This window comes from Marseilla massiliensis (genome assembly GCF_023336985.1).
Classification (GTDB): Bacteria; Bacteroidota; Bacteroidia; order Bacteroidales; family Bacteroidaceae; genus Prevotella; species Prevotella intestinigallinarum.
Genome location: NZ_JAMBLP010000005.1, coordinates 120,627 through 143,884 on the forward strand (window position 1 = coordinate 120,627; position 23,258 = coordinate 143,884).

At 52.8% G+C, this 23,258-nt stretch carries 20 protein-coding genes; 12 read left to right on the top strand and 8 right to left on the bottom strand.

Annotated elements, in window-relative coordinates:
• Positions 1-267 precede the first annotated feature (267 nt).
• Together M3089_RS05580 and M3089_RS05585 are read right to left on the bottom strand one after the other, a co-directional pair.
• Positions 268-801: an FHA domain-containing protein gene (locus tag M3089_RS05580; protein WP_249082324.1), complete on the bottom strand. Its 534-nt coding sequence runs from the start codon at positions 799-801 to the stop codon at positions 268-270.
• Positions 798-1,883 (bottom strand): HU domain-containing protein, encoded by a 1,086-nt coding sequence (locus M3089_RS05585; RefSeq protein ID WP_249082326.1) that lies wholly within the window; start codon positions 1,881-1,883, stop codon positions 798-800. Before M3089_RS05585 ends, M3089_RS05580 begins: the two co-directional genes overlap by 4 nt.
• Positions 1,884-2,019: 136 nt before the next feature.
• Here M3089_RS05585 and rfbC point away from each other — a divergent pair, with 136 nt between their 5' ends.
• The 3 genes from rfbC to M3089_RS05600 are packed head-to-tail and all read left to right on the top strand — an operon-like array spanning position 2,020 to position 4,718.
• Positions 2,020-2,568, top strand: coding sequence for a dTDP-4-dehydrorhamnose 3,5-epimerase (gene rfbC / locus M3089_RS05590; RefSeq protein WP_249082328.1), 549 nt, complete (start codon positions 2,020-2,022; stop codon positions 2,566-2,568).
• Between the two features lie 22 nt (positions 2,569-2,590).
• Positions 2,591-3,907, top strand: coding sequence for a UDP-glucose dehydrogenase family protein (locus tag M3089_RS05595; protein WP_249082329.1), 1,317 nt, complete (start codon positions 2,591-2,593; stop codon positions 3,905-3,907).
• Between the two features lie 10 nt (positions 3,908-3,917).
• On the top strand, positions 3,918-4,718 hold the full coding sequence (locus M3089_RS05600; RefSeq protein WP_249082331.1) for a DUF4738 domain-containing protein: 801 nt from the start codon (positions 3,918-3,920) through the stop codon (positions 4,716-4,718).
• 494 nt (positions 4,719-5,212) lie between these two features.
• On the opposite strand, the gene nudC is transcribed toward M3089_RS05600, so the two are convergent.
• From nudC to M3089_RS05625, 5 genes are all read right to left on the bottom strand, one after another.
• On the bottom strand, positions 5,213-6,004 hold the full coding sequence (gene nudC, locus M3089_RS05605) for an NAD(+) diphosphatase (RefSeq protein WP_249082334.1): 792 nt from the start codon (positions 6,002-6,004) through the stop codon (positions 5,213-5,215).
• 56 nt (positions 6,005-6,060) lie between these two features.
• The gene (locus tag M3089_RS05610; protein WP_249082336.1) at positions 6,061-7,746 is read right to left on the bottom strand and encodes a bifunctional metallophosphatase/5'-nucleotidase; all 1,686 of its coding nucleotides are present in this window, start codon (positions 7,744-7,746) and stop codon (positions 6,061-6,063) included.
• Positions 7,747-7,757: 11 nt separating this feature from the next.
• Entirely contained in the window at positions 7,758-10,574 is a 2,817-nt protein-coding gene (locus M3089_RS05615; RefSeq protein ID WP_249082340.1) for a golvesin C-terminal-like domain-containing protein, read from the bottom strand.
• A 90-nt stretch (positions 10,575-10,664) separates the two neighbouring features.
• Positions 10,665-11,219, bottom strand: a complete 555-nt coding sequence (locus M3089_RS05620; RefSeq protein WP_205107700.1) for a 1-acyl-sn-glycerol-3-phosphate acyltransferase — start codon at positions 11,217-11,219, stop codon at positions 10,665-10,667.
• A gap of 13 nt (positions 11,220-11,232) precedes the next feature.
• On the bottom strand, positions 11,233-11,487 hold the full coding sequence (locus M3089_RS05625) for a hypothetical protein (protein ID WP_317236395.1): 255 nt from the start codon (positions 11,485-11,487) through the stop codon (positions 11,233-11,235).
• Between the two features lie 221 nt (positions 11,488-11,708).
• On the opposite strand from M3089_RS05625, the gene M3089_RS05630 reads away from it, so the two are divergent.
• Both M3089_RS05630 and M3089_RS05635 read left to right on the top strand, forming a co-directional pair.
• Positions 11,709-13,352, top strand: coding sequence for a diphosphate--fructose-6-phosphate 1-phosphotransferase (locus M3089_RS05630; protein WP_205107702.1), 1,644 nt, complete (start codon positions 11,709-11,711; stop codon positions 13,350-13,352).
• A gap of 100 nt (positions 13,353-13,452) precedes the next feature.
• The gene (locus tag M3089_RS05635) at positions 13,453-14,358 is read left to right on the top strand and encodes a glycoside hydrolase family 25 protein (protein ID WP_249082342.1); all 906 of its coding nucleotides are present in this window, start codon (positions 13,453-13,455) and stop codon (positions 14,356-14,358) included.
• A gap of 318 nt (positions 14,359-14,676) precedes the next feature.
• Here the strand turns inward: M3089_RS05635 and prmA are convergent, their stop codons facing one another.
• Positions 14,677-15,534 carry a 50S ribosomal protein L11 methyltransferase gene (gene prmA / locus M3089_RS05640; RefSeq protein WP_249082344.1) on the bottom strand — a complete coding sequence of 286 codons (858 nt, stop codon included), beginning with the start codon at positions 15,532-15,534 and terminating at the stop codon, positions 14,677-14,679.
• Between the two features lie 147 nt (positions 15,535-15,681).
• Here prmA and M3089_RS05645 point away from each other — a divergent pair, with 147 nt between their 5' ends.
• From M3089_RS05645 to M3089_RS05675, 7 genes are all read left to right on the top strand, one after another.
• The gene (locus M3089_RS05645) at positions 15,682-16,485 is read left to right on the top strand and encodes a hypothetical protein (RefSeq protein ID WP_249082347.1); all 804 of its coding nucleotides are present in this window, start codon (positions 15,682-15,684) and stop codon (positions 16,483-16,485) included.
• A 43-nt stretch (positions 16,486-16,528) separates the two neighbouring features.
• Positions 16,529-18,115, top strand: coding sequence for a hemin receptor (locus M3089_RS05650; RefSeq protein WP_249082348.1), 1,587 nt, complete (start codon positions 16,529-16,531; stop codon positions 18,113-18,115).
• A gap of 273 nt (positions 18,116-18,388) precedes the next feature.
• Complete coding sequence (locus M3089_RS05655) at positions 18,389-18,898, top strand: Fur family transcriptional regulator (protein WP_249082350.1); 510 nt, start codon at positions 18,389-18,391, stop codon at positions 18,896-18,898.
• Positions 18,885-20,156, top strand: coding sequence for an adenylosuccinate synthase (locus M3089_RS05660; protein WP_205107712.1), 1,272 nt, complete (start codon positions 18,885-18,887; stop codon positions 20,154-20,156). Before M3089_RS05655 ends, M3089_RS05660 begins: the two co-directional genes overlap by 14 nt.
• Positions 20,156-21,523, top strand: coding sequence for a histidine--tRNA ligase (gene hisS / locus M3089_RS05665; RefSeq protein WP_249082352.1), 1,368 nt, complete (start codon positions 20,156-20,158; stop codon positions 21,521-21,523). The genes M3089_RS05660 and hisS overlap by 1 nt, the downstream gene beginning before the upstream one ends.
• A gap of 69 nt (positions 21,524-21,592) precedes the next feature.
• Positions 21,593-22,603 carry a rhamnogalacturonan acetylesterase gene (locus M3089_RS05670; RefSeq protein ID WP_205107716.1) on the top strand — a complete coding sequence of 337 codons (1,011 nt, stop codon included), beginning with the start codon at positions 21,593-21,595 and terminating at the stop codon, positions 22,601-22,603.
• Positions 22,604-22,689: 86 nt separating this feature from the next.
• Positions 22,690-23,253, top strand: a complete 564-nt coding sequence (locus M3089_RS05675; protein WP_205107718.1) for an NADH peroxidase — start codon at positions 22,690-22,692, stop codon at positions 23,251-23,253.
• Positions 23,254-23,258: the final 5 nt, after the last annotated feature.

Genomic DNA, 23,258 nt, shown 5'->3' on the forward strand with positions numbered 1-23,258 from the left:
TTATTATTGCATGACGATTTTGTACATTTCATCATTAAATAGCACTTGTTTCCGAACTTTTTGCCCATGGCGCATCGACACCAGGCATGCTGGGTGCTCGTTTGTGAATTGAGTGGCGGCAATGCGTGGCGTTTGTTGGTTCGCCATGACTGCCGGTTTGTGTCGAAACCACTATGTCGAATTGTCCGGCTGTGCAATTTACGAACACGGCGGCACAAGAAATGTTGTGCCGCCGTGTTTATGTGTAACTGTGTGAAGGCTGGTGCCTTATTGCTCTTTTTCCTCTGCGCCCTTAAGGATTATGCTTGTTGCACCTATGGTGAAGAGAGTTCCGTCTTCGATGACACGGCGCTCGCGGTCACCAAGTATCTCGTTGTGTACAAACGTGCCTGTGTTGCTGGGCCCGTCTCTTAATATATACTTGAGCCTGTTGCGTTTGTCGTAGCTCACGTTAATTACGCAGTGGGTTGTGTCTATGCTCGGGTCGTTGGTCTCGATGGGAGTGTTGACCTTGCTGCCTTTCATGTATCTTCCAATCACGTTGTCGCCAAGCTTGAGCGGTATTACCTGTTTGTAATGGAAAACGTTCTCAATTACGATTAAGGCACCTACGTTGTTGTCCTTCAGGTTCTCGTCGACATTCTCCTCCTTCTGCAGGGCGCGCATCTTTGAAACGCCGATGCGTATGCTGAACTGCTTGCCGCATTGGGGGCATTCAAATACCAATGACTGGCCTGTCTCGTATTTTGTTTCATCGAATGTGACGTAATTGTCACATTTGGGGCACCTTACTCTCTTCATCGCTTTTTATAAACCCAAGCCTGTTCGAAATATTTGTTGTTCCTGATGTTGCGCAGTGTGTCGTATGCATCCGACTCGTTTTGGAAATGGCCATATACAACCCGCACGATGTCATTGTTGATGTAGACGTCTGCATCTTTCCATCCTTCCTTATGAAGCTCGCTAACAAAGGCGTCGGCATTTCTTTGGGTGATGCGGCTTGCGAGCACTATGCAATAGCGGCCCAAGTCTTTTTGCGGAGCCGTAACGACGGAGTCGGCGGCTTGGTCCATGCGGGCTTCTGCCTTGGCTTTTGCCTTTGCCGAGTCTACCGACGCTTTCAGCTTGAGCGGTTTGGGCAGGCTGGTGCTGCCGGTGGCGTTTTGTTGCGCGTCGTCGAGTATGTTTGCCGACATTATGGCCTGCGGAAGGCTTCCAAAATTGGCATGGTTCTGGTAGCTGTTGGATATCGGCGGGGTAATTGCAAAGAATGCGATGACGGCCGCGGCAATGGCTACGGCGTTGCGAATCCACGCAACCTTTATTCTTATGACCTTGTCGTCGTCGGCTTCGTCGGTGGCATCGAGGGCATGGCGAGCCTGGGTGGGAGCTTCCTGCATGGCATCGTTGTTGCCGGCGGGCACGTCGTCTTTGGGCGTAGCGGCGCTGGCGGCCTTGCCCTCGGCTGTCATCTTCATATCGAAAGAGCACAAGCCGTAGAGCCATGGGGTCAGTACGCCGGCCTCGCACGGTTCAAACTCATAGTTGCCATCCTCGTTGAGGGAAATTACGCCGATGTCGGTAAGCTCGTACGAACCTTCGTTCTGTATGTGTTGCTTGAGCTCGTTGACCTCTTCCTCAATCCTGTTGACGGCTTCCGGGTAGCTTATGTCGTAAGCCTCGACATACGACTGCGCGAGAAGCGAGTCGTTGAGCTTGAGCTTCGGGTTGAATCCCAGTGTGCGCAATGGCGGTAAAAAAGTATTGTCTGCCTCATCGTAGCGAGCTTCCACATGATGAGTCATAAATCCACCTAAGCCGGGCACTATGACACACTCATAGTCCAGCAATAATATCTCGATATGTCTACCTATTTCAATCACATCTGCAAAATTACTCGTTTTTTGTGATATATACAACAAAATCAGGGATAAAATAGTATAAAATGGGGAAAAGCGTTTTCCATCTCAAATATATTTACTACATTTGCATCGTATTATTACGGTCAAAGCTTGAACTATGGAATACAAGGAAACAGCAATAAAGGGAGTTTTTATATTGGAGCCAAGGGTGTTTGAAGATTCTCGCGGCTATTTCTTCGAGGCTTGGAAGGACTCCGACTTCGCCGAGCACGTTGGCAAGGTGAATTTCATACAAGACAACGAGTCTAAATCCTGCTACGGCGTATTGCGAGGGTTGCACTATCAGAAAGGTGAGTTCTCGCAGGCAAAGCTGGTCAGGGTGATCAAGGGAAAGGTGCTCGACGTTGCCGTGGATATGCGTAAGGGCAGCCCGACGTTCGGCCGGCACGTCATGGTTGAGCTCAGTGAAGAAAACAAGCGCCAGTTTTTCATCCCCCGCGGTTTTGCCCATGGCTTCTTGGTAATGAGCGACGAGGCTGTATTTACATATAAGGTAGACAATGTTTACGCCCCGGCCCACGAGGCCAGCGTGCGTTACGACGACCCGGACCTGGGCATTTCTTGGCCCATCGACATGAAAGACGTAATAATGAGCGACAAGGACAGGGCTGCATCGCTGTTCAAGGATGCAGAGTATTTTGACTGATTAAAATAATGACGGCATAATTATGAACATTGCTATAGTTGGAACCGGCTATGTCGGCCTGGTGTCCGGGGCCTGCTTTGCTGATACAGGCGCCATCGTGACATGTGTAGATGTAAATGCAGACAAGATAAGGGCGTTGCAAAACGGGCAGATTCCCATCTACGAGCCCGGGCTCGACGAACTCGTGCTGAAGAACACCAAGGCCGGCCGGCTGAAGTTTACTACCGACTTGGCTTCGGTGCTCAATGAGCAGGAAATAGTGTTCTCGGCTGTCGGTACGCCCCCCGACGAAGACGGAAGCGCAGACTTAAACTATGTCTTGCAGGTGGCAAAGACCATCGGAGAGAACATGAACAAATACATGGTGGTGGTGACCAAGAGCACCGTGCCCGTTGGGACGGCGAGGAAAGTGCGCCATGCCATACAGGCGGAGCTTGACAAGCGGGGCGTCTCCGTTGAGTTTGATGTGGCCAGCAACCCAGAGTTCCTGAAGGAGGGCAATGCCATCAAGGACTTCATGTCGCCCGACCGTGTTGTCGTTGGCGTAGAAAGCGAGCGCGCAAAGAAAATCCTCACCAAGCTTTACAAGCCATTCCTAATAAACAATTTCCGCGTCATATTCATGGATATCCCATCGGCCGAGATGACCAAATACGCCGCCAACTCGATGCTGGCCACCCGTATTTCGTTCATGAACGACATTGCCAACCTGTGCGAGTTGGTGGGAGCCGATGTCAACATGGTTCGCGCGGGCATAGGGGCTGACACGCGCATAGGCCGTAAATTCCTTTATGCAGGTTGCGGATATGGCGGGTCTTGCTTCCCGAAGGACGTCAAGGCCCTCATAAAGACGGCCGACGGTTACGGTTATTCAATGGAGGTGTTGAAAGCAGTAGAGCGCGTCAACGAAAAGCAGAAGTTGGTTTTGTTTGACAAACTGCAGAAAGCATACCAGGGGCAAGGCCTCTGCGGCAAGACCATAGCCATGTGGGGGCTGGCGTTCAAGCCCGAAACCGACGACATGCGCGAGAGCACCGCCTTGGTAATGATAAGGAAACTGCTCGATGCCGGGTGCAATATCAGGGCCTACGACCCTGTTGCCATGAATGAGTGCAGGCGGATAATGGGCGACAAGGTTACATATTGCAAGGATATGTATGACGCCACTTTGGATGCCGATGCCCTGCTTTTGCTCACCGAATGGAAGGAGTTCAGGTTGCCAGCATGGAAAGTGATAAAGAAGTCTATGGCTCGCCCGCTTGTGATAGACGGCCGTAACATATTTGATTCAGAGGAACTTAGTGAGCTTGGGATAGAGTATCACTGCATTGGTAAATAAACAATATGCCATGTTAAGGAATGTTGTTGTGGGTTGGGCTTTGGTTTGTGTTCTGATGGTGTCGTGCCGTCAGGGCGCAAAGTCGCCCGACGCGACGCCTGCCGAAGACAAGGAAGCCAAAGGCTTGCTGCAGGGGATTTGGGTAGATGAGGAGTCGGAGAGCGTTGCTTTCAAGGTTGAGGGCGACTCTGTGTTTTACCCTGACGACACCAGCATGCCCACTTCGTTCAAGATTGTTGGCGACACACTTATCATGGGGAATCCTCCGTCGCGTTACCCCATACAGAAGCAGACGGCCAACTCTTTCTGGTTTACCAACCAGGCAGGCGACGTCATCCGCCTGGCCAAAAGCACCGACCCGAATGCCGCATTGGCCTTTGTGCACGAAAAGCTAAAGGTGATTTCGTTGACAGAGGTGTTGAAGAAAGACACCGTGGTGATGTACGGAGGTGAGCGTTACCATTGTTACATTGCCATAAACCCAACAAAATACAAGGTAATCAGAAAGACTTACAATGATGACGGCGTCGAGGTCGACAATGTTTATTACGACCAAATCATCCATGTGAGCGTATACCATGGTGCCGAGCAGCTGTATTCGCGCGATTTCAAGAAGAGCATGTTTGCCCATTTGGTGCCCGAGAGGTTCCTGTCGCAGGCTGTGTTGAGCAATATAGACTACAGCAGTGTGGGGTCCGAGGGGTTTCATTTCGACGCCACATTGTGCATACCCGATGCTGCCAGTTGCTATCTGCTTGACGCCGTCATCTCGTTTGATGGCGAGATGCGCATGGAAGTGATAGACTACTGATAGCCTTGATGTGGGCGACGGCCGCCGGCCAGTGTCGGAAAACGCTTGTTGCCGTGTTGCCGCGCAGACAGTTTGCCGATTGGCAACAGATGCCGTGCCATTCGCCTCATGTCAGCTGGGCAGGGCGGGCTTACACGGTTGTTAGGCCGTTTTAAGCCCCAACTGGCGCTTAGAGCCCCAATCATATCCTTTCGTTGGCATGAATGAAGGCGGCTGCCTTGGCAGGCATTGTAGCTGCCGGTGGCGCTGAAAGGCGCCGGTAATGATGCCGTGGGCTAACGGTATTTTCTCGTTAAGCATGGAAGAGACATTGAGTTGGCTTGAAAATTCGCGCAGAGTGTCGTGGGATTTTCTACAGGTCATCATGCAGTACGGCCCGTTTGATTGTGTCAAACGGGCCGTACTGCATGGTTGTTTGTGCCGTTTTGCAATGCAAAACGACCGTTTTTGTAAGATAGTGACTATCAGGTCATTGCGTGGCGTTTGCAGCCTTGTCAGCCATTCTGTGCCTCGTGGCAGTCTTCTTGCAGCCACGCGTCAATGAGTTTTCTGGCTATCGACAGCTTTTCGGGTATCTCCGGCAAGTCTGATTTGTTGAACCAAGCCCCAGCGCTCAGTTCCGAGTGCTGCAGTTTAAGCGTTCCGCTGTCGTAGTCGGCGTTGAACCCGACCATCAGTCCGCAAGGGTACGGCCACGGTTGGCTGCCGAAATAGCGTATGTTCTTAATTTGCAGGCCAGTTTCTTCCATTACTTCGCGTTTCACGGCCTCCTCAAGCGTCTCTCCCGTCTCAACGAAACCAGCCACAAGTCCGAAGAAGTTGCCTTTGAAATTCTTTGCATGAACCAGCAGTACATCGTTGTCGCGGTGCACCAACACGATGATTGCCGTCGACAGTTGTGGCCATACTTCGTTGCCGCATTTCACGCATTTTTTGCTTATGTCCGTGTGCTTCTCCATTTTAGACCCGCATATTCCGCAATACCTGTTGTGCGAGTCCCAATACAGAAGCTCCTCACATTTGCCGGCTTTCACGTAAAGTTCGTAAGTCAGTTTGTAGTAGCTTTTTCTAAGTCCGCACAGTTCAAGCCTTCCGTCGCCGGTCTCCGGCGAGTCCAGTCTGTATGTCTTTGCTGTCGTGCCGTCTGCGTATGCTACGTCAAGCATGGCCGTCTTTCCGTCCGTAGCAGTAGGCGGTTCTTCTCTGTAGGGTATTGAATACGTTCCGTCGTCCTGTCGTTCCAACAGCAAGTCGTTGCCGTAGAATGCAAAATAATAGTGCTTCATCGTTTCGTTTTGTTTTGTGTTCGTCTTTCGTGATTATTGTCAAAGATGGTTGGGCGTCATGGCTGTGAGCCCGATATGAGGCGCCTGTCGCGCTCGATGGCTCGGCCGGCCCATTCCAGGGGCATAAAGCGCCAGTTGTTGTTGGCCCTTGGCGTGATTGTGCCCATGCGTTCTATTTCCTCCATGAGGCACTGGCGTTGGTCTTTGGTGCTTTGCCATACGATGCGCCGGGGCAGTTCTGTGGTGGGTATGCCGGCGCCCTTGGTCAGCAGTTCGCCGCCCCCGTTGCCGCGGTAGCTGTTCATGGCCACCGTGTACCATGCGCCGTAGTCAAACATGCCGCCGCCCGACATGCATTTGACGTTTATCCTCTCACCGGCAGGTTTCGTCACGTCGACATCGTAATCTATGCCGGCCGCGCTGTCAAAATTGAATGTCAGGTTTTTGAACCTGTATCTCACTTTGCCAGCTTTCGTCTCCTTTTCCATCAGCATTATGTGGTCTTCGTCCGACGCCATCGTGCCCACCCATAGCCCATAGCTCATTTCAAGGTAGTCTTTTATTTCGCGCCCGGTCATCTTGACGACATATATTTGGTTTTCATATCTGTACAGTTTAAACATGTCGCTCACCCTGATGTCGCCCTTTTCAATCTTGCTGTTGAACGACAATGGTGCATTGAACGATATGTCGGCATGCGTTATGGCAAGCTGCAAGTTGTGTATCAGGTCGGTGAATGGCGCACACCCGAAGAAACAGTCGTTGGTGTTGATGCTGCTTTCAATCAGTCCGATGCGCCGACGGCAAAAGTCGTTTGTCTCGTCCCGGGCTTGTCGGAAATGCATTTCAAAGCCAACGTCGGCGCGTTCATTGGTTATGTCGACAATTTCGCCGGTTATCCTCTTGCTTGAGATTTTGTTGCCGGCCTTCTCAACCTTTATTTCCGCCGAGGCCACGGCCCTTGCGTCGCACGAGGGGTTGAGGCAAACCACACTGCTGTTGTCACCGTTGCAAATTGTAGCCTGCCTTGTTGTGTGGTCGTGTCCAAAGAAAATCACGTCGATGCCTTCCACCTGGTGGGCCACCCGTTCAACCTCGTCTTCATTGCAGTGGGTGGTGCTTATGCCTCCGTTCCATCCACTGTGAAACAGCCCGATGGTCAGGTCGGGGGCTTCCTTTTCCCTGATCAGCTTCACCCATTTGCTGGCCGAGTCGGCTATGCTCTCGAAGCGCATGCCATTCCACAGGCTCTCGTTGAGCCAGTTGGGCACCGCCGGAGTCACCATTCCGAGAATGGCAATCCTTATGCCCTGCCTTTCAATCATAGTGTATGGCTTGAAATACGGCTTGCCGCTTGCTGTGTCAATGATGTTTGCCGCTACGACCGGGCAATTGGTTTCGCCAGCCCATTTGTCATATACGCCGTGGCCGGTTTCTATGTCGTGGTTGCCAATGGTGCAAGCATCGTATCCCAGGTAGTTGAGCATTTGCGAAGCAATGTTCGTTGAACGGGGCTTTATCGAGTTGAAATAGTTGCATATTGGCTGCCCTTGCAGTATGTCGCCATTGTCAATGAGTATCAGGTTGCTGCCATACTTGGCCCTTTCCTTCTTGACATAAGAGCAAACCCTGGCCAAAGAGCCCGGGGTGGGGCGCTGTTCAATGAAGTCGTATGGCAGGAAGAAGCCATGCACGTCGCTTGTGGCGATGATTTTCAGGTTGATAGTTTCTTCGTTTGTCATGTCCGCAACTGTCATTCGAGCAAGAAGTTGAGTATGCCTTGCATTATCGACTGCCGTTTTTCGGCGTCTTTTATGCATTCAAGCGGGAAGCCCATGGCAAACGAACGGTAGTCGGCACCGCGGTAGGCAACCCCCGCATCGCGCCCGTCGGGATAGCGCATGGCGGCAAATGCCGGCCAGATGGGGCGCAGCACTTCGGGCGAGGCCACGCTGTAGTGTTGCTCGTTTAGCGTGTCGTATATCTGCATCGTGGTGCTGAGCCCGTAGACCGAGCCACCGCGCGTGCGGCTGTTGCCTGTGTATTGGAATTTCAGTATGTCGGCCAGAAACTGCTGTTCTGCCGGTTTTTGCATGTCGCTGCCCATGTATGCCCCGCTGGCCAACACCGCTCCGCCGCGCGCGGTATAGTCTTTCAGCTGGCTTTGCATCATGGTCGAGAACGTCTTGTAGTATTTCAGGCTGTGCCCGTCGTTGCGCTCCAGTCCCAGTATAAGGTCTACCATCTGGTAGTGTGACAGGTTTACGCTTCCGCTTTCGACGGCTTCGTCAGAGCAGCTTGCAATGTTGTAGCGTTTGTTTGCCATGATTGCCTCGGCATGGCAACGCACATAGTCCATGTCGTTGCCCGCCATTACCATGCCGCTGAAGTCGTCGTTGCTCCAGCCAAGGCCGCTTTCGTCTTCAATGCCCATCTTGTCGCGGTCGAAGCAGACCTGCCGGCCCACCCAGCCCCCGGTGCTTCCGAGCGTCACGCCCGGGTCGGCGTCGAAGTCAAAGCCTTGTTCATCGGCGTTGTCGCGTACGGCAGGCGAGGCCAGGCGCTGGAATCCGTTGACGATAAGTATGCTTTTTTCTGCCCCGGGGTTGTACATGGCGCACAGCACTTCGGTTGGGAAGCTCTTGCCGCCGCGCGTCACTGCCGCCACGCGGAAACTGTAGAGCACGCCAGGGTCGAGCCTCACAGTGTGGCTGTTCTTGCCTCTGATGTATGTGCCGTTGTCGAAGTCACTGTGCCCGTAGCTTGTGTACACTATGTAGCCCGTGGGGTGTGACGTGGCTTCCTGCGGGTCGTCTACCGGCTGCCATCTCAGTGTGGCTTCGCCTTTGCCCGACACTTCGATGCTGAAGTTCTGCGGTGTCAGTGGCGTCACGGCGTAGGGGCGGCCGTGTTGTTCTGATATATAGCGCAGGATGGTCTTGTATATGGAACGGGCAAGGGTGAACTTGAAGTTTGGATCTTGCCCGTAGCGCATGTCGGGAAAGTTCTGGTGCGACATTGTTTCAAGTATTGCGCTTGGCACTCCGGGCACCCTGGTTTCCGAATAGTTCTTGTCGAGCAGGTCGCGCTTGCTCCAACTGCCGTATTTGTATTGCAGGTCGCGCGTGGTGTTAGTAAGCAATGCCTCGGCCAGGTCGCGTGAGGCTAAGCGCGATATGCCTGCATTTAGCCTGCCGCCGTTGAACCGTGTCGTGCAGATGGCGAGCGAGCCGATGAGCCCCACGCCGTCTTTGGCGTACCCGGCGTCGCTGTGTATGGCCAATGAAAGCTCGAACGGCACCTTCTTGCCGTCGGTTGTGGGCATGTAGCATGAGCCTCCGCCAAGGTAGTTGGTCATGAACGACCTCACGTTTATGTCGTCGGCATAGTCGTTTGTGCCATTGCGCGAACTGTAGACAGTGTATGGCATGCCGGCCCATTGGGCATAGTAGCGTGCTCCTTCCATGCTCCGTGGCAAGCCGCTCGTCTGTCCCCCGCGCTCAATGTTGCCCATGCCGCCGCCAAAGCGCACGGCGTCTGCCGTCACGACACCGCGGCGCGAACTTTGGTTTGTAAGCACAACGCGGTTGAACTCGTCGCTGCCTGCATCGAAATCAAACGTGCCCAAGTAGACCCAGGTGCCTCCGCCCATTTGCTGGTTGACTCGGAATTCGGTCTTCTCACCTTTGTGCCATACTGTATACCTTGCGTCGTCGACGCTGTTTTCCAGTGTCTGGTAGCTTACGTACACGGCATATCGCCCTTCTGCCGGGAAGTTGGGCTGGTATGATATGATGCTGTATCTTTTCTTGCTTCCCGTGGCTTGGGCCATGCGAGCCGTCCCGGCAACAAACGGATTCTCGCCGTCGGTATACGTGCCGTTGTGCGATGCGAACCCCTTGTCGCCCGTGTTGTGCCACTCGTGCTTCGAGTTGACTTCGATGTACCGTGTCCCCTGTTGCCTGTCATCGTTGTCTACAATGACCTCATGCTTCTGCATGTCGCGTTCGCGTGGCGTAAACACAATGGCGCCGGCGTTCTCGAGCATCGGTATGAGGTAAGGTATGACGATGGTGGGGGTAAACAGGTCTTCGGTCGTTCCGAACAGTTTGGGGCGTTGCCATTTCCATTTGCCCTTGTCGGAGTCAAAGTATCGGCCATGGCTCGCCCACAAAGAGATGTGCCTGTTCTGTAGCCCGTGGGTCGGCTCTATAGGCGAAGAGGCGTTGCTCACCCATGGTTTCCCGTCGTAATCGATGTCTCCCCATAGGTTTATTTTGCCTGGTTTCCTTATTATCCTGTGCGGAACCAGGTCTTCAATGGCCATCCCGTTGGTTATGATGGTTATGGCGTATTTCCTGTACGGCTTCGGTATGGCTTTCCTGACGCGCTTGTATATGTCGGCGGTTGTCTCCTCAGAGAACTCCTGTGCGGCAAAAGTGCCGTCGGCATTGATTACCAACGTCTTCTTGTTGTTGTCGACCTTGTAGCTGAGCATCTTCGGAGCTTGCGCCAACTCTTGCTTCTTTGGCTTGTACTTTGCGAAATATGCCTCAAGCTTTTGTGCCATTTTCCGCTCTTGTTCGGCCGTTTGGGCAAATCCAGCCGCGGCCATGAGCAATGCCATGGTTATGGAAGTATATCGGATATCCATTTGTCTCTATATGTCGCCCGTGGTGAAGTTTTCCGGCTTCAGGCCCTCGAAGCGTTTGAAATACAGTTTGATTTCGCGCATCTGCCTGTCGATGTCGCCGTCAGGCATTATTGTTCGCGTGCATTCTATTAGTTTTTTCTTATAGTCGATTCCGTACAGCAGTATCGGCATGTTGGCTTTTGCGGCAATGTAATAGAACCCTTTTTTCCATTCGGCCGTGGCCGAGCGGGTGCCTTCCGGGGTGATGCAGAGTTGGAATGTTGCAGATTCGGCCGCAGTCTTGGCCAGGTTGTCTGTCATGTTTGTGTGCTTGCTGCGCCATACGGGTATGCCGCCTATTTTCCTGAAAAAACACCCTAAAGGCCAAAAGAACCATTCTTTCTTCATCAGAAAGTTGCTCTTCAGGCCTTCAGCACGTGAATATAGCAAACCGATTATAAAATCCCAATTACTTGTGTGCGGTGCCAAGCATATTATAAATTTGTCGGGGTGTGCCTCTGTAACATTGGTTGTCCACCCCATGCGCTTGAATAATATCCAGCGGCAAAGTGATTTCAGCATTTCAATGGCACTCTTATTCCGAGATTTTTATTTGGTTGATGATTTCAGAGATTTGCTCGTTGAACTTGTTGACCAAGTCGTTGAAGTATGCTTTGGCGGGCAAACCGGGTTCCGGATGGGAAATACGGCTTATGAAATCGCTCTCTGTCTTTATCAGGGTGTGCATCAGCGCCTCTGCACATTCTTTCTCTTTTGGGGTTCCGTACAAAGATACTGCAACGCATTCTGCGAAGATGTCCAGGCAGGTCTGCTTGATTTCTCTTTTCAATGTTCTTTTGTTTGGCATGATTGTGTTTCCTCCTTGCTTAATTAGTCCAGTTATTCTTTCTTTCGTCAAAGATACTGTTTTTATCTCTACGTGCAATGGTTTTCTATGAAAAAAATATTAAAATATCGTTATTGGCTACTATTCGCAAAGTGATTCTGATTATTATTGCTTACTTTTGCACATCGAAAAAGGATACATATCATTTCGTAAACAATTTAAATATGGAAAAAAGTGCTTTGCAGAAAGAGAGAGCTGCATACCAGCCAAAGTTGCCGAAGGCTCTTAACGGAGCAGTAAAAGTTAAGGAGGGCGCTCCTACACAGAGCGTGGATAACCAGGAAGAGATAAAGAACTTGTTTCCCAATACATATGGTATGCCGGTTGTCGAGTTCGTTGAAAGTGATGAACCGAACAACAAGAGGATTAACGTTGGCGTGATTCTCAGCGGCGGCCAGGCCCCCGGCGGACACAATGTGATAACTGGGCTGTTTGACCAGATTAAGAAACTAAACCCGGAAAACCGCCTGTACGGTTTCATCTTGGGGCCCAATGGCTTGGTGGAGCACGACTACATGGAGCTGACCAAGGAGATTGTTGACGACTACCGCAACACCGGCGGTTTCGACATGATTGGCTCTGGGCGCACGAAGCTCGAGGAGGAAGAGCAGTTTGAGAAAGGTCTTGAGATACTCCGTGAGCTTGACATCAAGGCCCTCGTGATAATCGGTGGTGACGACTCAAACACCAACGCATGCGTGCTTGCCGAATACTATGCGGCCAAGAACTGCGGCGTGCAAGTGATTGGTTGCCCGAAGACCATCGACGGCGACCTCAAGAACGAGCAGATAGAGACATCGTTCGGATTCGACACAGCCACCAAGACCTACTCTGAATTGATTGGAAACATAGAGCGCGACTGCAACTCGGCACGTAAATACTGGCATTTCATCAAGGTGATGGGCCGCAGCGCAAGCCACATCGCGCTTGAGTGCGCCCTGCAGTGCCAGCCCAACGTGTGCATCATTTCAGAGGAGGTGGAGAAGAACGACATGACCCTCAACCAGATTGTAGACAACCTTTGCCAGGTGATTGCATTCCGTGCATCACAGGGCAACCACTTCGGAACGGTCATTGTTCCCGAGGGCCTGATAGAGTTCATACCCGCCATCGGCAGGTTGATCCAGGAGCTCAACGACTTGCTGGCCGCCCACGGTGCCGAGTATAAGGACCTGGATGCAGACGCGCAGCGTGAATACATCATCGCCCATCTCTCCAAGGAGAACGCCGCTACATTCGAGACGCTTCCCGCCGACGTTGCCCGTCAGCTCTCGCTTGACCGCGACCCGCACGGAAACGTTCAGGTTTCGCTCATCGAGACAGAGAAGCTGCTTTCAGACATGTGCGCCGCAAAGCTCGAGAAATGGAAGGCCGAAGGCAAGTTTGTGGGCAACTTTGCCGCACAGCACCACTTCTTCGGATACGAAGGCCGTTGCGCTGCGCCCTCTAACTTCGACGCCGACTACTGCTATGCACTCGGCACGAGCGCCGCTCAGCTCATTGCCAACGGAAAGACGGGCTACATGGCCATCGTGAAGAACACAACCCGCCCGGCAGAAGAGTGGGTGGCCGGAGGCGTGCCAATCACCATGATGATGAACATGGAGCGTCGCAACGGCAAGATGAAGCCTGTGATACGCAAGGCGCTGGTAGACCTCGATGGCAATCCGTTCAAGACGTTCGTGGGCTGCCGCGACAGGTGGGCAAAGGAAACATGCTACGTTTACCCCGGCCCAATACAGTATTGGGGCCCGAGCGAAGTGTGCGACCAGCCCACAAAGACCCTTGCTTTGGAGCACGTGAAATAATGCATTCTGTATAATCATGGCATCACATGTTGTTTTTATGTACGCAAGTTGCATAAAAGCAATGTGTGATGTTTGCTTAATAATGCTATAGCCAGTCTGTATGCCGACAACAAATTCACGCCGCAAGGGGCGGCAGCGTCCTGTCCGTAGGCCTGCATCAGGCAGTTCGCGCAGGAGGTCGAAGCCCCGGTCGCTGTATTCGTGGTTGTTTTGTAAGCTGCCGGGGTGGGCGTGGCTCATCGGCGGAGGCTTGATTGTGGGGGCATACGTCTGGGCTTTCTACTACTTTTTTGTCAGTCCTTTCGGCTTCAGGTGGCGCGCGTTGTATGGCGACGCCTCTTATCCCGAAGGCTACGAGATACACGGCATAGACATAAGCCACCATCAGGGCGAGATTGACTGGGAGGTGCTAAGGAACAACGGCATGATAGACAAGTACCCGGTGCGCTTTGTCATGATAAAGGCGACCGAGGGAGCAAGCAACCTCGACAGGCGTTTCAAGGAGAATTTTCATCAGGCCCGCGAATATGGCTTTGTCAGAGGGGCTTACCATTTCTGGAGCACCACGTCGTCGGGGAGGGCACAGGCCGAGTATTTCCTGAGCAACGTGCAGCTTGAGGAGGGCGACTTGCCGCCGGTGCTCGACGTGGAGCGCAAGCCCAAAACGCAGACAACCGAGGAGTTCAAGGAGAGCGTGCTCACCTGGCTGCGCTTGGTTGAGAGGCATTACGGGGTAAAGCCAATCATATATACATACTATAAGTTCAAGATGGCTTACCTGAGCGACTCGGTGTTCGACGCTTACCCATATTGGATTGCACACTACTATGTAGACAAGGTGGAGTATAAGGGCAAGTGGAAGTTCTGGCAGCACACCGACTGCGGGCGCCTGCCGGGCATAAAAGGCTATGTTGACTTTGACATATACAACGGCAGTTACTATGACTTGCTGCGCCTGACGATAGGCAATCAGGACGACGACGACGACGATTCGTGGTACGACTGACATCCTCGGGTGGCCGGGCAGCCCTTTGCAGCGGCTGTTGTCCGTGGGCGTTTGCGGTGATAAACAATCCCGACAAGTTTTGGCTTTTTCGGCTGTTTAGTGAATGTTTGGTCACTAAATGGCCCTTTTTGCTTTGCCATACGGCCTGTTCCGCATTGTGAAACGGGCCGTATGGCAACCCAAAACAGACGGTTTTGCAACGTGCTGCCACTCAGATAGTTGCCTGCCGGCGTCAAAGTGGAAGATAAATCTTGACATCGGGGCAGGCCATAGCGCCGTTTGGTGCATGCTGCCTGATGGCCGCCGTTAGCCTGCGGGCTATCTTTCAAACACCATGCAAGCCCATCCGTTGTCGCTGGCTGCACCAGCCTGCTTCAGTCCGAGCTCCGTGGCGCGTGCCGATATCAATCGGGCGTCTTCAGTATAGAAACCACTAAGCATGAGCAGGCCGCCCTTCTTCATCTTCGAGAAAAAACGAGGCATGTCTGCAAGCAGTATGTTGCGGTTTATGTTGGCAGCCACCACGTCAAACTCCCCGTCAACCGCGTCAAGCACATTGGCGTCGCCCTGCATGGCAGTAAACCTCCCGCCAACGTTGTTGGCCTCTGAGTTGTGGCGTGCGTTGTCAACGCTCCATTCGTCGATGTCGTAACCCACGGCACGTGCCGCGCCCAACTTCAATGCAGTGATGGCCAGTATGCCGGTGCCGCATCCGCAGTCGAGCATGGCCTTGCCTTCGAGCCTGGCGTCAAGCAGGCATGCCACCATCATCCTCGTGGTCTCGTGAGTGCCTGTGCCGAACGCCAGGCGGGCATTAATCTCAATGGTAATGTCGAAGTGGCTTTGGGGCAGATGTCGCCCGTCGTGTATGCAGCAGCGGCTGCCAATGGTTATCGGCTCAAAGCCGTTTTCCTCCCATTGCTCGTTCCAGTCTCTGTATTCGGCATCCCTGATGGTGTAGGCAATCTTCACACCGTCCATCGGGAAGTCCTCTGCAAGCCTGTCGATGGCGCCGCCATCGAATGCCCCGGTCTGCACATAGCCCCTTGTCCCGCAGACGGTTTCTTCGAAAGCCTCGAAGCCTTCGTCGCCAGCAAGGGCCGCGATAAGGTCGCGCGCGTCTTGCATGGCATCGGCGGGAGCTGTTATCTTAAACTCAACTTCGTAGTATTTCATGATGTATTGATGTTAATTTGGCTTGCAAAAATACAAAAAATAGGCGAATCCCTACACGGGTTTAGGTTTTTTCCGTATTTTTGCATAGAAAGAACAAGTAACTTTGTAGCGCAATATGATAGTCAAAAAAAGAAAAGGAGGTTGTATATGAACAAGCTGGCAATGTTATTGGCCGTTTCATTCGCGATTCCGGTCAGTGTCGCAGCCCAAGATGACATGTATTTCGTGCCGTCAGAGTTTGCCGACGCCCCTGTTAGCGAAGTGGCGGAAGAGCCCGCTCCCACGTACTATATAGGCAGTCAGCGTGATGTCGATGAGTATAACAGGCAGGGCACTTATGTGCAGCAGATAGACTCTGCTGGCAACGACATAATCGACTTCGACGGCACTGTTGGCGTTTACCCCGACAGCCTGCGTGACTATGAGTGCACGCGGCAGATGAGCCGTTTCGACGACTACTCGTGGTTCGAGCCTTACTGGGCCGGCTACAACGACGGCCGCTGGGACTCGTGGTGGTGGAACGATCCGTGGTATTACGGTTACTGGTATTCGCCGTGGTATTATTCCGGATGGTATCATTACCCGTGGCATTACTATAGTTGGTACCCGCATCACCACTATTGGTATGCCGGCTCATATTACCGGCCTTACCGCGGAATCACCGGCACGTCAAACCACGGATATGTCAGCAGGGGCGGACGTTTGTCGGGAGGCAACGGCTTCCGGGGCTACAGGGGCAACCGCGGCACCACTGTGAGCACGAGCCGCCGGCCATCGACCAACTTCAGCGGCAACCGCTCGTCGAACAGGGTGACCACGACAACCACGCGCAGGCCGTCGTACAGTAGCGGCAGCTCGTTTGGCGGCAGCCGCAGCAGCGGCAGTTTCAGTGGCAGCCGTGGCGGTGGCGGCAGCCGTGGCGGTGGCGGAGGGTTCCGCGGACGCAGGTGAATGAGTAAATATTTAGTATTGTTTTTTCGTAAAAGGATTTATTATGGATAGAAAGATATTGATGCTTGTGGCCTTGGTGGCGGCAGCTTCGGCCACCGCCCAAGAGACTTACGAGAATGCGCGCATAGCCACAGAAGACCTTAACGGCACTGCCCGCTACGTTGGAATGGGCGGCGCTTTGGACGCCCTTGGGGCCGACCTGTCGACCATAGGCACCAATCCGGCCGGCATAGGGCTCTTCCGCCACTCGCAGGCCAAGATATCCTTTGGCTTCGTGTCGCAGCAAGATGCCAGAGACTTTGACAATGCAAACAAGACAAACATGAGCTTCGACCAGGTGGGGTTCGTTTATTCGATGCGCAACGGTAGGAAGTCGTTTGTCAATTTTGCGTTCAATTATCACAAGAGTACTAATTTCAACCAGATTCTTTCGGCTGCCAACGTGCTCTCGGGGGCTTCGCAAAACAAGCTCTCTTACCTCAAGGGAGCCGGCGGACTGTTTTCCGTCGGGCCCAACGACAACGGTGTCCTGGTGGGTGACAACAACATGTTCAACTCTGTCGACTACCTTTATTACAATGCGTTCCTTACAACCCACGACGAGGATGGGGTGCCGTCGTATGGATACAACGACGCCACTGCGTATGCGTTCAACCGGGCAAGCCGCGGTTACATTGGTGAATACGACTTCAACATCAGCGGCAACATCGACGACCGGCTGTATCTCGGCCTTACCGTAGGCATTCATGACGTAAACTACAACGGCTACAGCGGGTATTCAGAAAACCTCGTCTCCAGCGAAGGCACTCCGGTTGGGAGCGTAGCCATAGGCGATGAGCGCATAATATCGGGCACGGGTTTCAACATAAAGTTTGGCATGATATTCAGGCCAATAGAGAATTCTCCGTTCAGGATTGGCATTTCTGCGTCGACACCTACGTGGTATGACCTGTCTACTCGCAACCATACGGTCTTGGCAAACAATACCGAGCTGGGCGAGTATGACTCTGGTACGAGCGACGAGGCTTACGATTTCAAGCTTTACACCCCGTGGAAGTTCGGCCTGAGCCTCGGCACAACGTTTGGCAACTACCTCGCCGTGGGAGCAAGCTATGATTATGCCAACTATGGCAACCTTGACACGAGGATAAACGACGGAGGCGGTTACGACTGGTATTATGGCGACTATTACGAGAGCAGCAGCAGCGACAAGGCCATGAATTCGCATACAGACCGCACACTGAAAGGCGTGAGCACGCTCAAGGTAGGCTTGGAGTTTAAGCCCGACGCCGCCCTGGCCATAAGGCTTGGTTACAACTACGTGTCGCCTATGTACAACAAGAATGGCTACAAGGACTACACTGTTGATTCGCCGGGCACTTACTACACCTCGTCGACCGACTATACAAACTGGAAGGCAACAAACCGCATTACCTGCGGCTTGGGCTACAGCGTGAAGAAGTTCTCGTTCGACGTGGCTTATCAGTATTCTGTCCAGAACGGCGATTTCCATCCGTTTACCGACTTCGGCTCGGCCGCCATGCCCGACGGTGAGAGAAACCTGGCCTCGTCGACCGACGTTAGCAACAAGCGCCACCAGGTGCTCTTCACCATGGGATATGCTTTCTGATGACACAGCCTCGTGCCTTATGGATGGTGAGGGGCATGCGGCTTGATTGTAGCCACAGCGGGCTGAAAGCCAAATGTGCACGACAGAGCCACGGCATCTACAATGATGCCGTGGCTCTGTGTGTCAAAGAAAGGCTGCCGACCGGCCGGCGAGCTTGCTGCATGCAGGCTCCGTGGCGCCTCGTGTGAAACATTATTGTGGCATTTCTTGTCATTTATTCGTTCGTTTCGGCGATTTTGTGTAACTTTGTGCGGTTTATGACTGTATGGTGAAATGAAGGAAGGCGCAAAAGCATCTGTACACCAGATATTGACAGAGTATCTGGAACTGAACAACTATCGCAAGACTCCCGAGCGTTATGCGATACTTGATGCCATATACAGCATCAACGGACACTTCACTCTCGACGAGCTAAGTGCAAAGCTGAGCGACGAGTGCCATTTCCCAGTAAGTCGCGGCACGCTCTACAACACGTTGCGGCTGTTCATGGAGTTGCGGCTCGTGTTGCGCCACAGGTTTCAGGGTTCAACCAAATACGAGGCCTGTTACAACAACGGCAGCCACAGCCATCAGGTGTGCACAATATGCGGCAAGGTGGTTGAGATAAAGCTCCCTGAGGTGAGCCTTGCCATCAACAACCTGCACTTGAAGAGGTTTCGCAAAGACGGTTATTCGCTTTACATCTACGGGGTGTGCAGTTCCTGCCAGGCCCGGATGAAGCGTAAGAAAGCCAATGAGACAAAACAGAAATCACATAAAGACAAGAATAATGAACAAGGGTAAAGTTGATGTCCTGCTGGGCTTGCAGTGGGGCGATGAAGGAAAAGGGAAGGTGGTAGACGTGCTTACACCTCAATATGATGTGGTGGCACGCTTCCAGGGTGGCCCCAACGCTGGCCACACATTGGAGTTTGAAGGTCAGAAGTACGTATTGCGCAGCATACCTTCAGGCATCTTCCAGGGAGGCAAGGTTAACATTATAGGCAATGGCGTTGTTCTTGCACCAGACTTGTTTATGGAGGAGGCAATGGCCCTCGAGGCAAGCGGTCACGACCTGCGCAACCATTTGCACATTTCAAAGAAAGCCCACCTTATAATGCCTACGCACCGTGTGCTCGACGCCGCTTACGAGGCAGCCAAAGGCAAGAGCAAGGTTGGCACTACAGGCAAAGGCATCGGGCCCACTTATACCGACAAGATATCCCGCAACGGTCTCAGGGTGGGTGATATTTTCGAGAACTTCGACCAGAAGTATAATGCATGCAAGGCCCGACATGAGTCTATCCTGAAGTCTATGGGATATGAGTATGACATCACTGAGGTTGAGAAAAACTGGATGAAGGGCATCGATTACTTGCGTAACTTCCAGATTGTCGACTCTGAACACGAGGTGAACGGCCTGCTGCGCGAGGGCAAGAGCATCCTGTGCGAGGGAGCGCAGGGCACGATGCTCGACGTCGATTTCGGCTCATACCCCTTTGTTACGTCTTCAAACACGATTTGCGGAGGCGCATGCACCGGTCTCGGCATAGGCCCGAACAAGGTCGGCGACGTGTATGGCATAATGAAGGCTTACTGCACCCGCGTTGGGGCAGGCCCGTTCCCCACGGAGCTTTTCGACGAGGTAGGCGACACAATTCGCCAGCTCGGCCATGAGTATGGGGCCGTTACAGGTCGCGAGCGCCGCTGTGGCTGGATTGACTTGGTGGCGTTGAAGTATGCAATCATGGTGAATGGCGTTACCCAGCTCATCATGATGAAGAGCGATGTGCTCGACGGTTTCGACACAATCAAGGCTTGTGTGGCATACAGGCAGAACGGTAAGCAGATCGATTATTTCCCGTACAACATTGAGGAAGGCATAGAGCCGGTATACAAGGAGATGCGCGGCTGGAAGACAGACATGACGAAGTTTACTTCCGAAGACGAGTTCCCGAGGGAGTTCCGCGAATATGTCGCATTCCTTGAAGCAGAGCTCGAGACACCGATAAAGATTATTTCAATAGGCCCCGACAGGGAGCAGACAATAGTAAGAGAGTGATGGCACAAAAACCAAGCATACCTAAAGGCACACGCGACTTCTCTCCTGTGGAGATGGCCAAGCGCAATTATATATTCGACACCATACGTTCGGTGTTTTCGCTCTATGGTTATCAGCAGATAGAGACGCCTGCCATGGAAACCCTCCAGACCCTAATGGGCAAATACGGGGAGGAAGGTGACAAACTGTTGTTCAAGGTATTGAACAGCGGCGACTATCTGAGCAAGGTGACAGACGAGGAACTTTGTGAGCGCAATTCGCTGCACTTGGCTTCAAGGCTGTGTGAGAAAGGCTTGCGTTACGACCTTACCGTGCCTTTCGCAAGGTATGTCGTCATGCACCGCGACGAGCTTCAGCTGCCCTTTAAGCGCTACCAGATTCAGCCAGTATGGCGTGCCGACCGCCCACAGAAAGGCCGTTACCGTGAGTTCTATCAATGTGATGCCGATGTCGTTGGCAGCGATTCACTGCTCAACGAGGTTGAGCTGATGCAGATAGTAGATACGGTTTTCTGTCGCTTCGGCATCAGGGTGGCGATAAAAATCAACAACCGCAAGATACTGTCTGGCATAGCCGAGGTTATCGGCGAGGCCGACAAGATTGTTGATATAACCGTTGCTATCGACAAACTGGACAAGATTGGCATCGACAACGTCAACGCGGAGCTTCGCGCCGACGGCATTTCTGAAGAGGCAATCGACAAGCTTCAGCCCATCATCAACATGAAAGGGACCAACGAGGAAAAGCTCGACGTCATTGCCGGACTGCTCTCCGGAAGCGAGACCGGCATGAAAGGCGTAGACGAGACCAGGTTCATACTCAACTCACTGAAGGCTGCCGGCCTGAAGAATTGCATCGACCTTGACCTCACCCTGGCCCGCGGCTTGAACTATTATACGGGTGCCATATTCGAGGTTAAGGCCCTTGACACACCCATGGGCAGCATAACCGGCGGCGGACGCTATGACAACCTGACCGGCATATTTGGCATGCCGGGCCTCAGTGGCGTCGGAATCTCTTTCGGGGCAGACCGTATCTTTGATGTCCTCAACGCCCTGGAGCTGTATCCCGACGACGCTGTGAACGGCACGCAGTTGCTGTTTATCAATTTCGGCGATGCCGAGGTGGACTATTGCCTGCCTTTGGTGGCAGCAGCGCGTAACGCCGGCATAAGGACCGAACTGTTCCCCGATGCAGCCAAGATGAAGAAACAGATGGCCTACGCCAATGCCAAAGGCATCCGTTTCGTGGCCTTGGCAGGCGACAATGAGATTGCGGAAGGCAAGGTGACTTTGCGCGACATGGCCACAGGCGACCAGCGACTGGTTGACTGCGAAGAGCTTGTGAGCCAAATAAAAGGCATTTGATTGCTTATTGACAATGCGGCCTGCCGGTGGGCGGGCCGCTATCTTTACTTTTACTAAATACTAAGACAGATGAAAAAACTAAGGATTTTGATTTATGCAGCCATCATGGTCTTTGTGTTGTCTGCATTCAAGAGAGACGGCGTGGTCACCATTTTCATGATTGGCGACTCTACCATGGCAAACAAGAGCTTGAAGAACGGCAACCTTGAACGTGGCTGGGGGATGGCCCTGCCATGTTATTTTGACGACGGGATAAGGGTTGACAATCACGCCGTCAACGGGCGTTCGTCGAAGAGTTTCATAGATGAGGGCCGGTGGCAGAAGGTGGTCGAAAAGATAAAACCGGGCGATTACGTGTTTATCCAATTCGGTCATAACGACGAAAAGCCCAAGCCCGACAGGCATACAGAGCCCGGGTCGACATTCGACGAAAACCTCCGCAAGTTTGTGAGGGAGACCCGTGACAAAGGAGGGATACCTGTATTGTTCAATTGCGTCGTGCGTCGTAACTTCATGAAAGAGCCCCCAAAGAACGACGACGATGAGGCTTTGCGTAACACCACAGGCATGACCAAGGGCCAGAAGCCCGAAGACGAGGGCGACATACTGGTAGACACACACGGCGATTACCGTATTGCTCCAATGAATGTTGCCAAGGAAATGGGCGTGGCTTTTGTCGACGCGAATAAGATAACGCATGACCTGGAGCAGGGCCTTGGCCGCGAAGACTCAAAGAAACTTCACATGTGGTTCTATCCCGGCGAAGAGCCTTCTGTTCCGAAAGGCCGCCAGGACAACACCCATTACAATGTTTACGGCGCCCATGTGGTTGCCCGCTTGCTGGCAGACGCCGTGACCAAGGAAGTGCCCGCGTTGAAGAGGCACCTCTTGAATTATGACATTTCTGTGGCATCAAACGGTGTCGGCGATTATTTCAGCGTACAAGAGGCCGTTGACAAAGCTCCCGAAGGGAAGAAAACCACCATACAGCTGTTCCCCGGAGAATGGGAGAAGCCAAACATTCCTGAAGGCAAGAAGGTCAAGTTCATACTGCGTGACGGCGCAAAGTGGAAAGAATAAAATAATATTAATGCGTGTTTAATATTTGCACGGGTAATTATTTATGACTAACTTTGCATAGGATAAATAACTAAACAAATACAATTATGAAGAAGAAGTTTATTTGCTCCGTATGTGGTTACATCTACGAGGGCGAGGCAGCACCCGAGCAGTGCCCCATTTGCAAGGCTCCCGCATCTAAGTTTGTTGAGCTCTCTGACGACGGTCAGGCCACGTTTGCCACAATGCACGTGCTTGGCGCAGCCCGCAAGGAGGGTGCAACCGAAGAGATGATAAAGGACCTTGAGGCCCATTTCAACGGCGAGTGTGGCGAGGTTGGCATGTATCTGGCCATGAGCCGTCAGGCAGACCGCGAAGGCTACCCGGAGATAGCTGAGGCTTACAAGCGCTATGCATTCGAAGAGGCAGAGCACGCTTCCAAGTTTGCCGAGCTGCTGGGAGATGTCCTGAAGGACACCAAGAGCAACCTGCAGGCCCGTATTGCAGCCGAGAAAGGCGCTTGCGAAGACAAGTTCCGCATTGCCAAGAACGCCAAGGCTGCCGGCATGGACGCCACTCATGACACCGTTCACGAGATGGCAAAGGACGAGGCACGCCACTGCGCAGGCTTCATCGGCCTCTACGAGCGTTATTTCGGCGAGAAGAAATAAGCCAC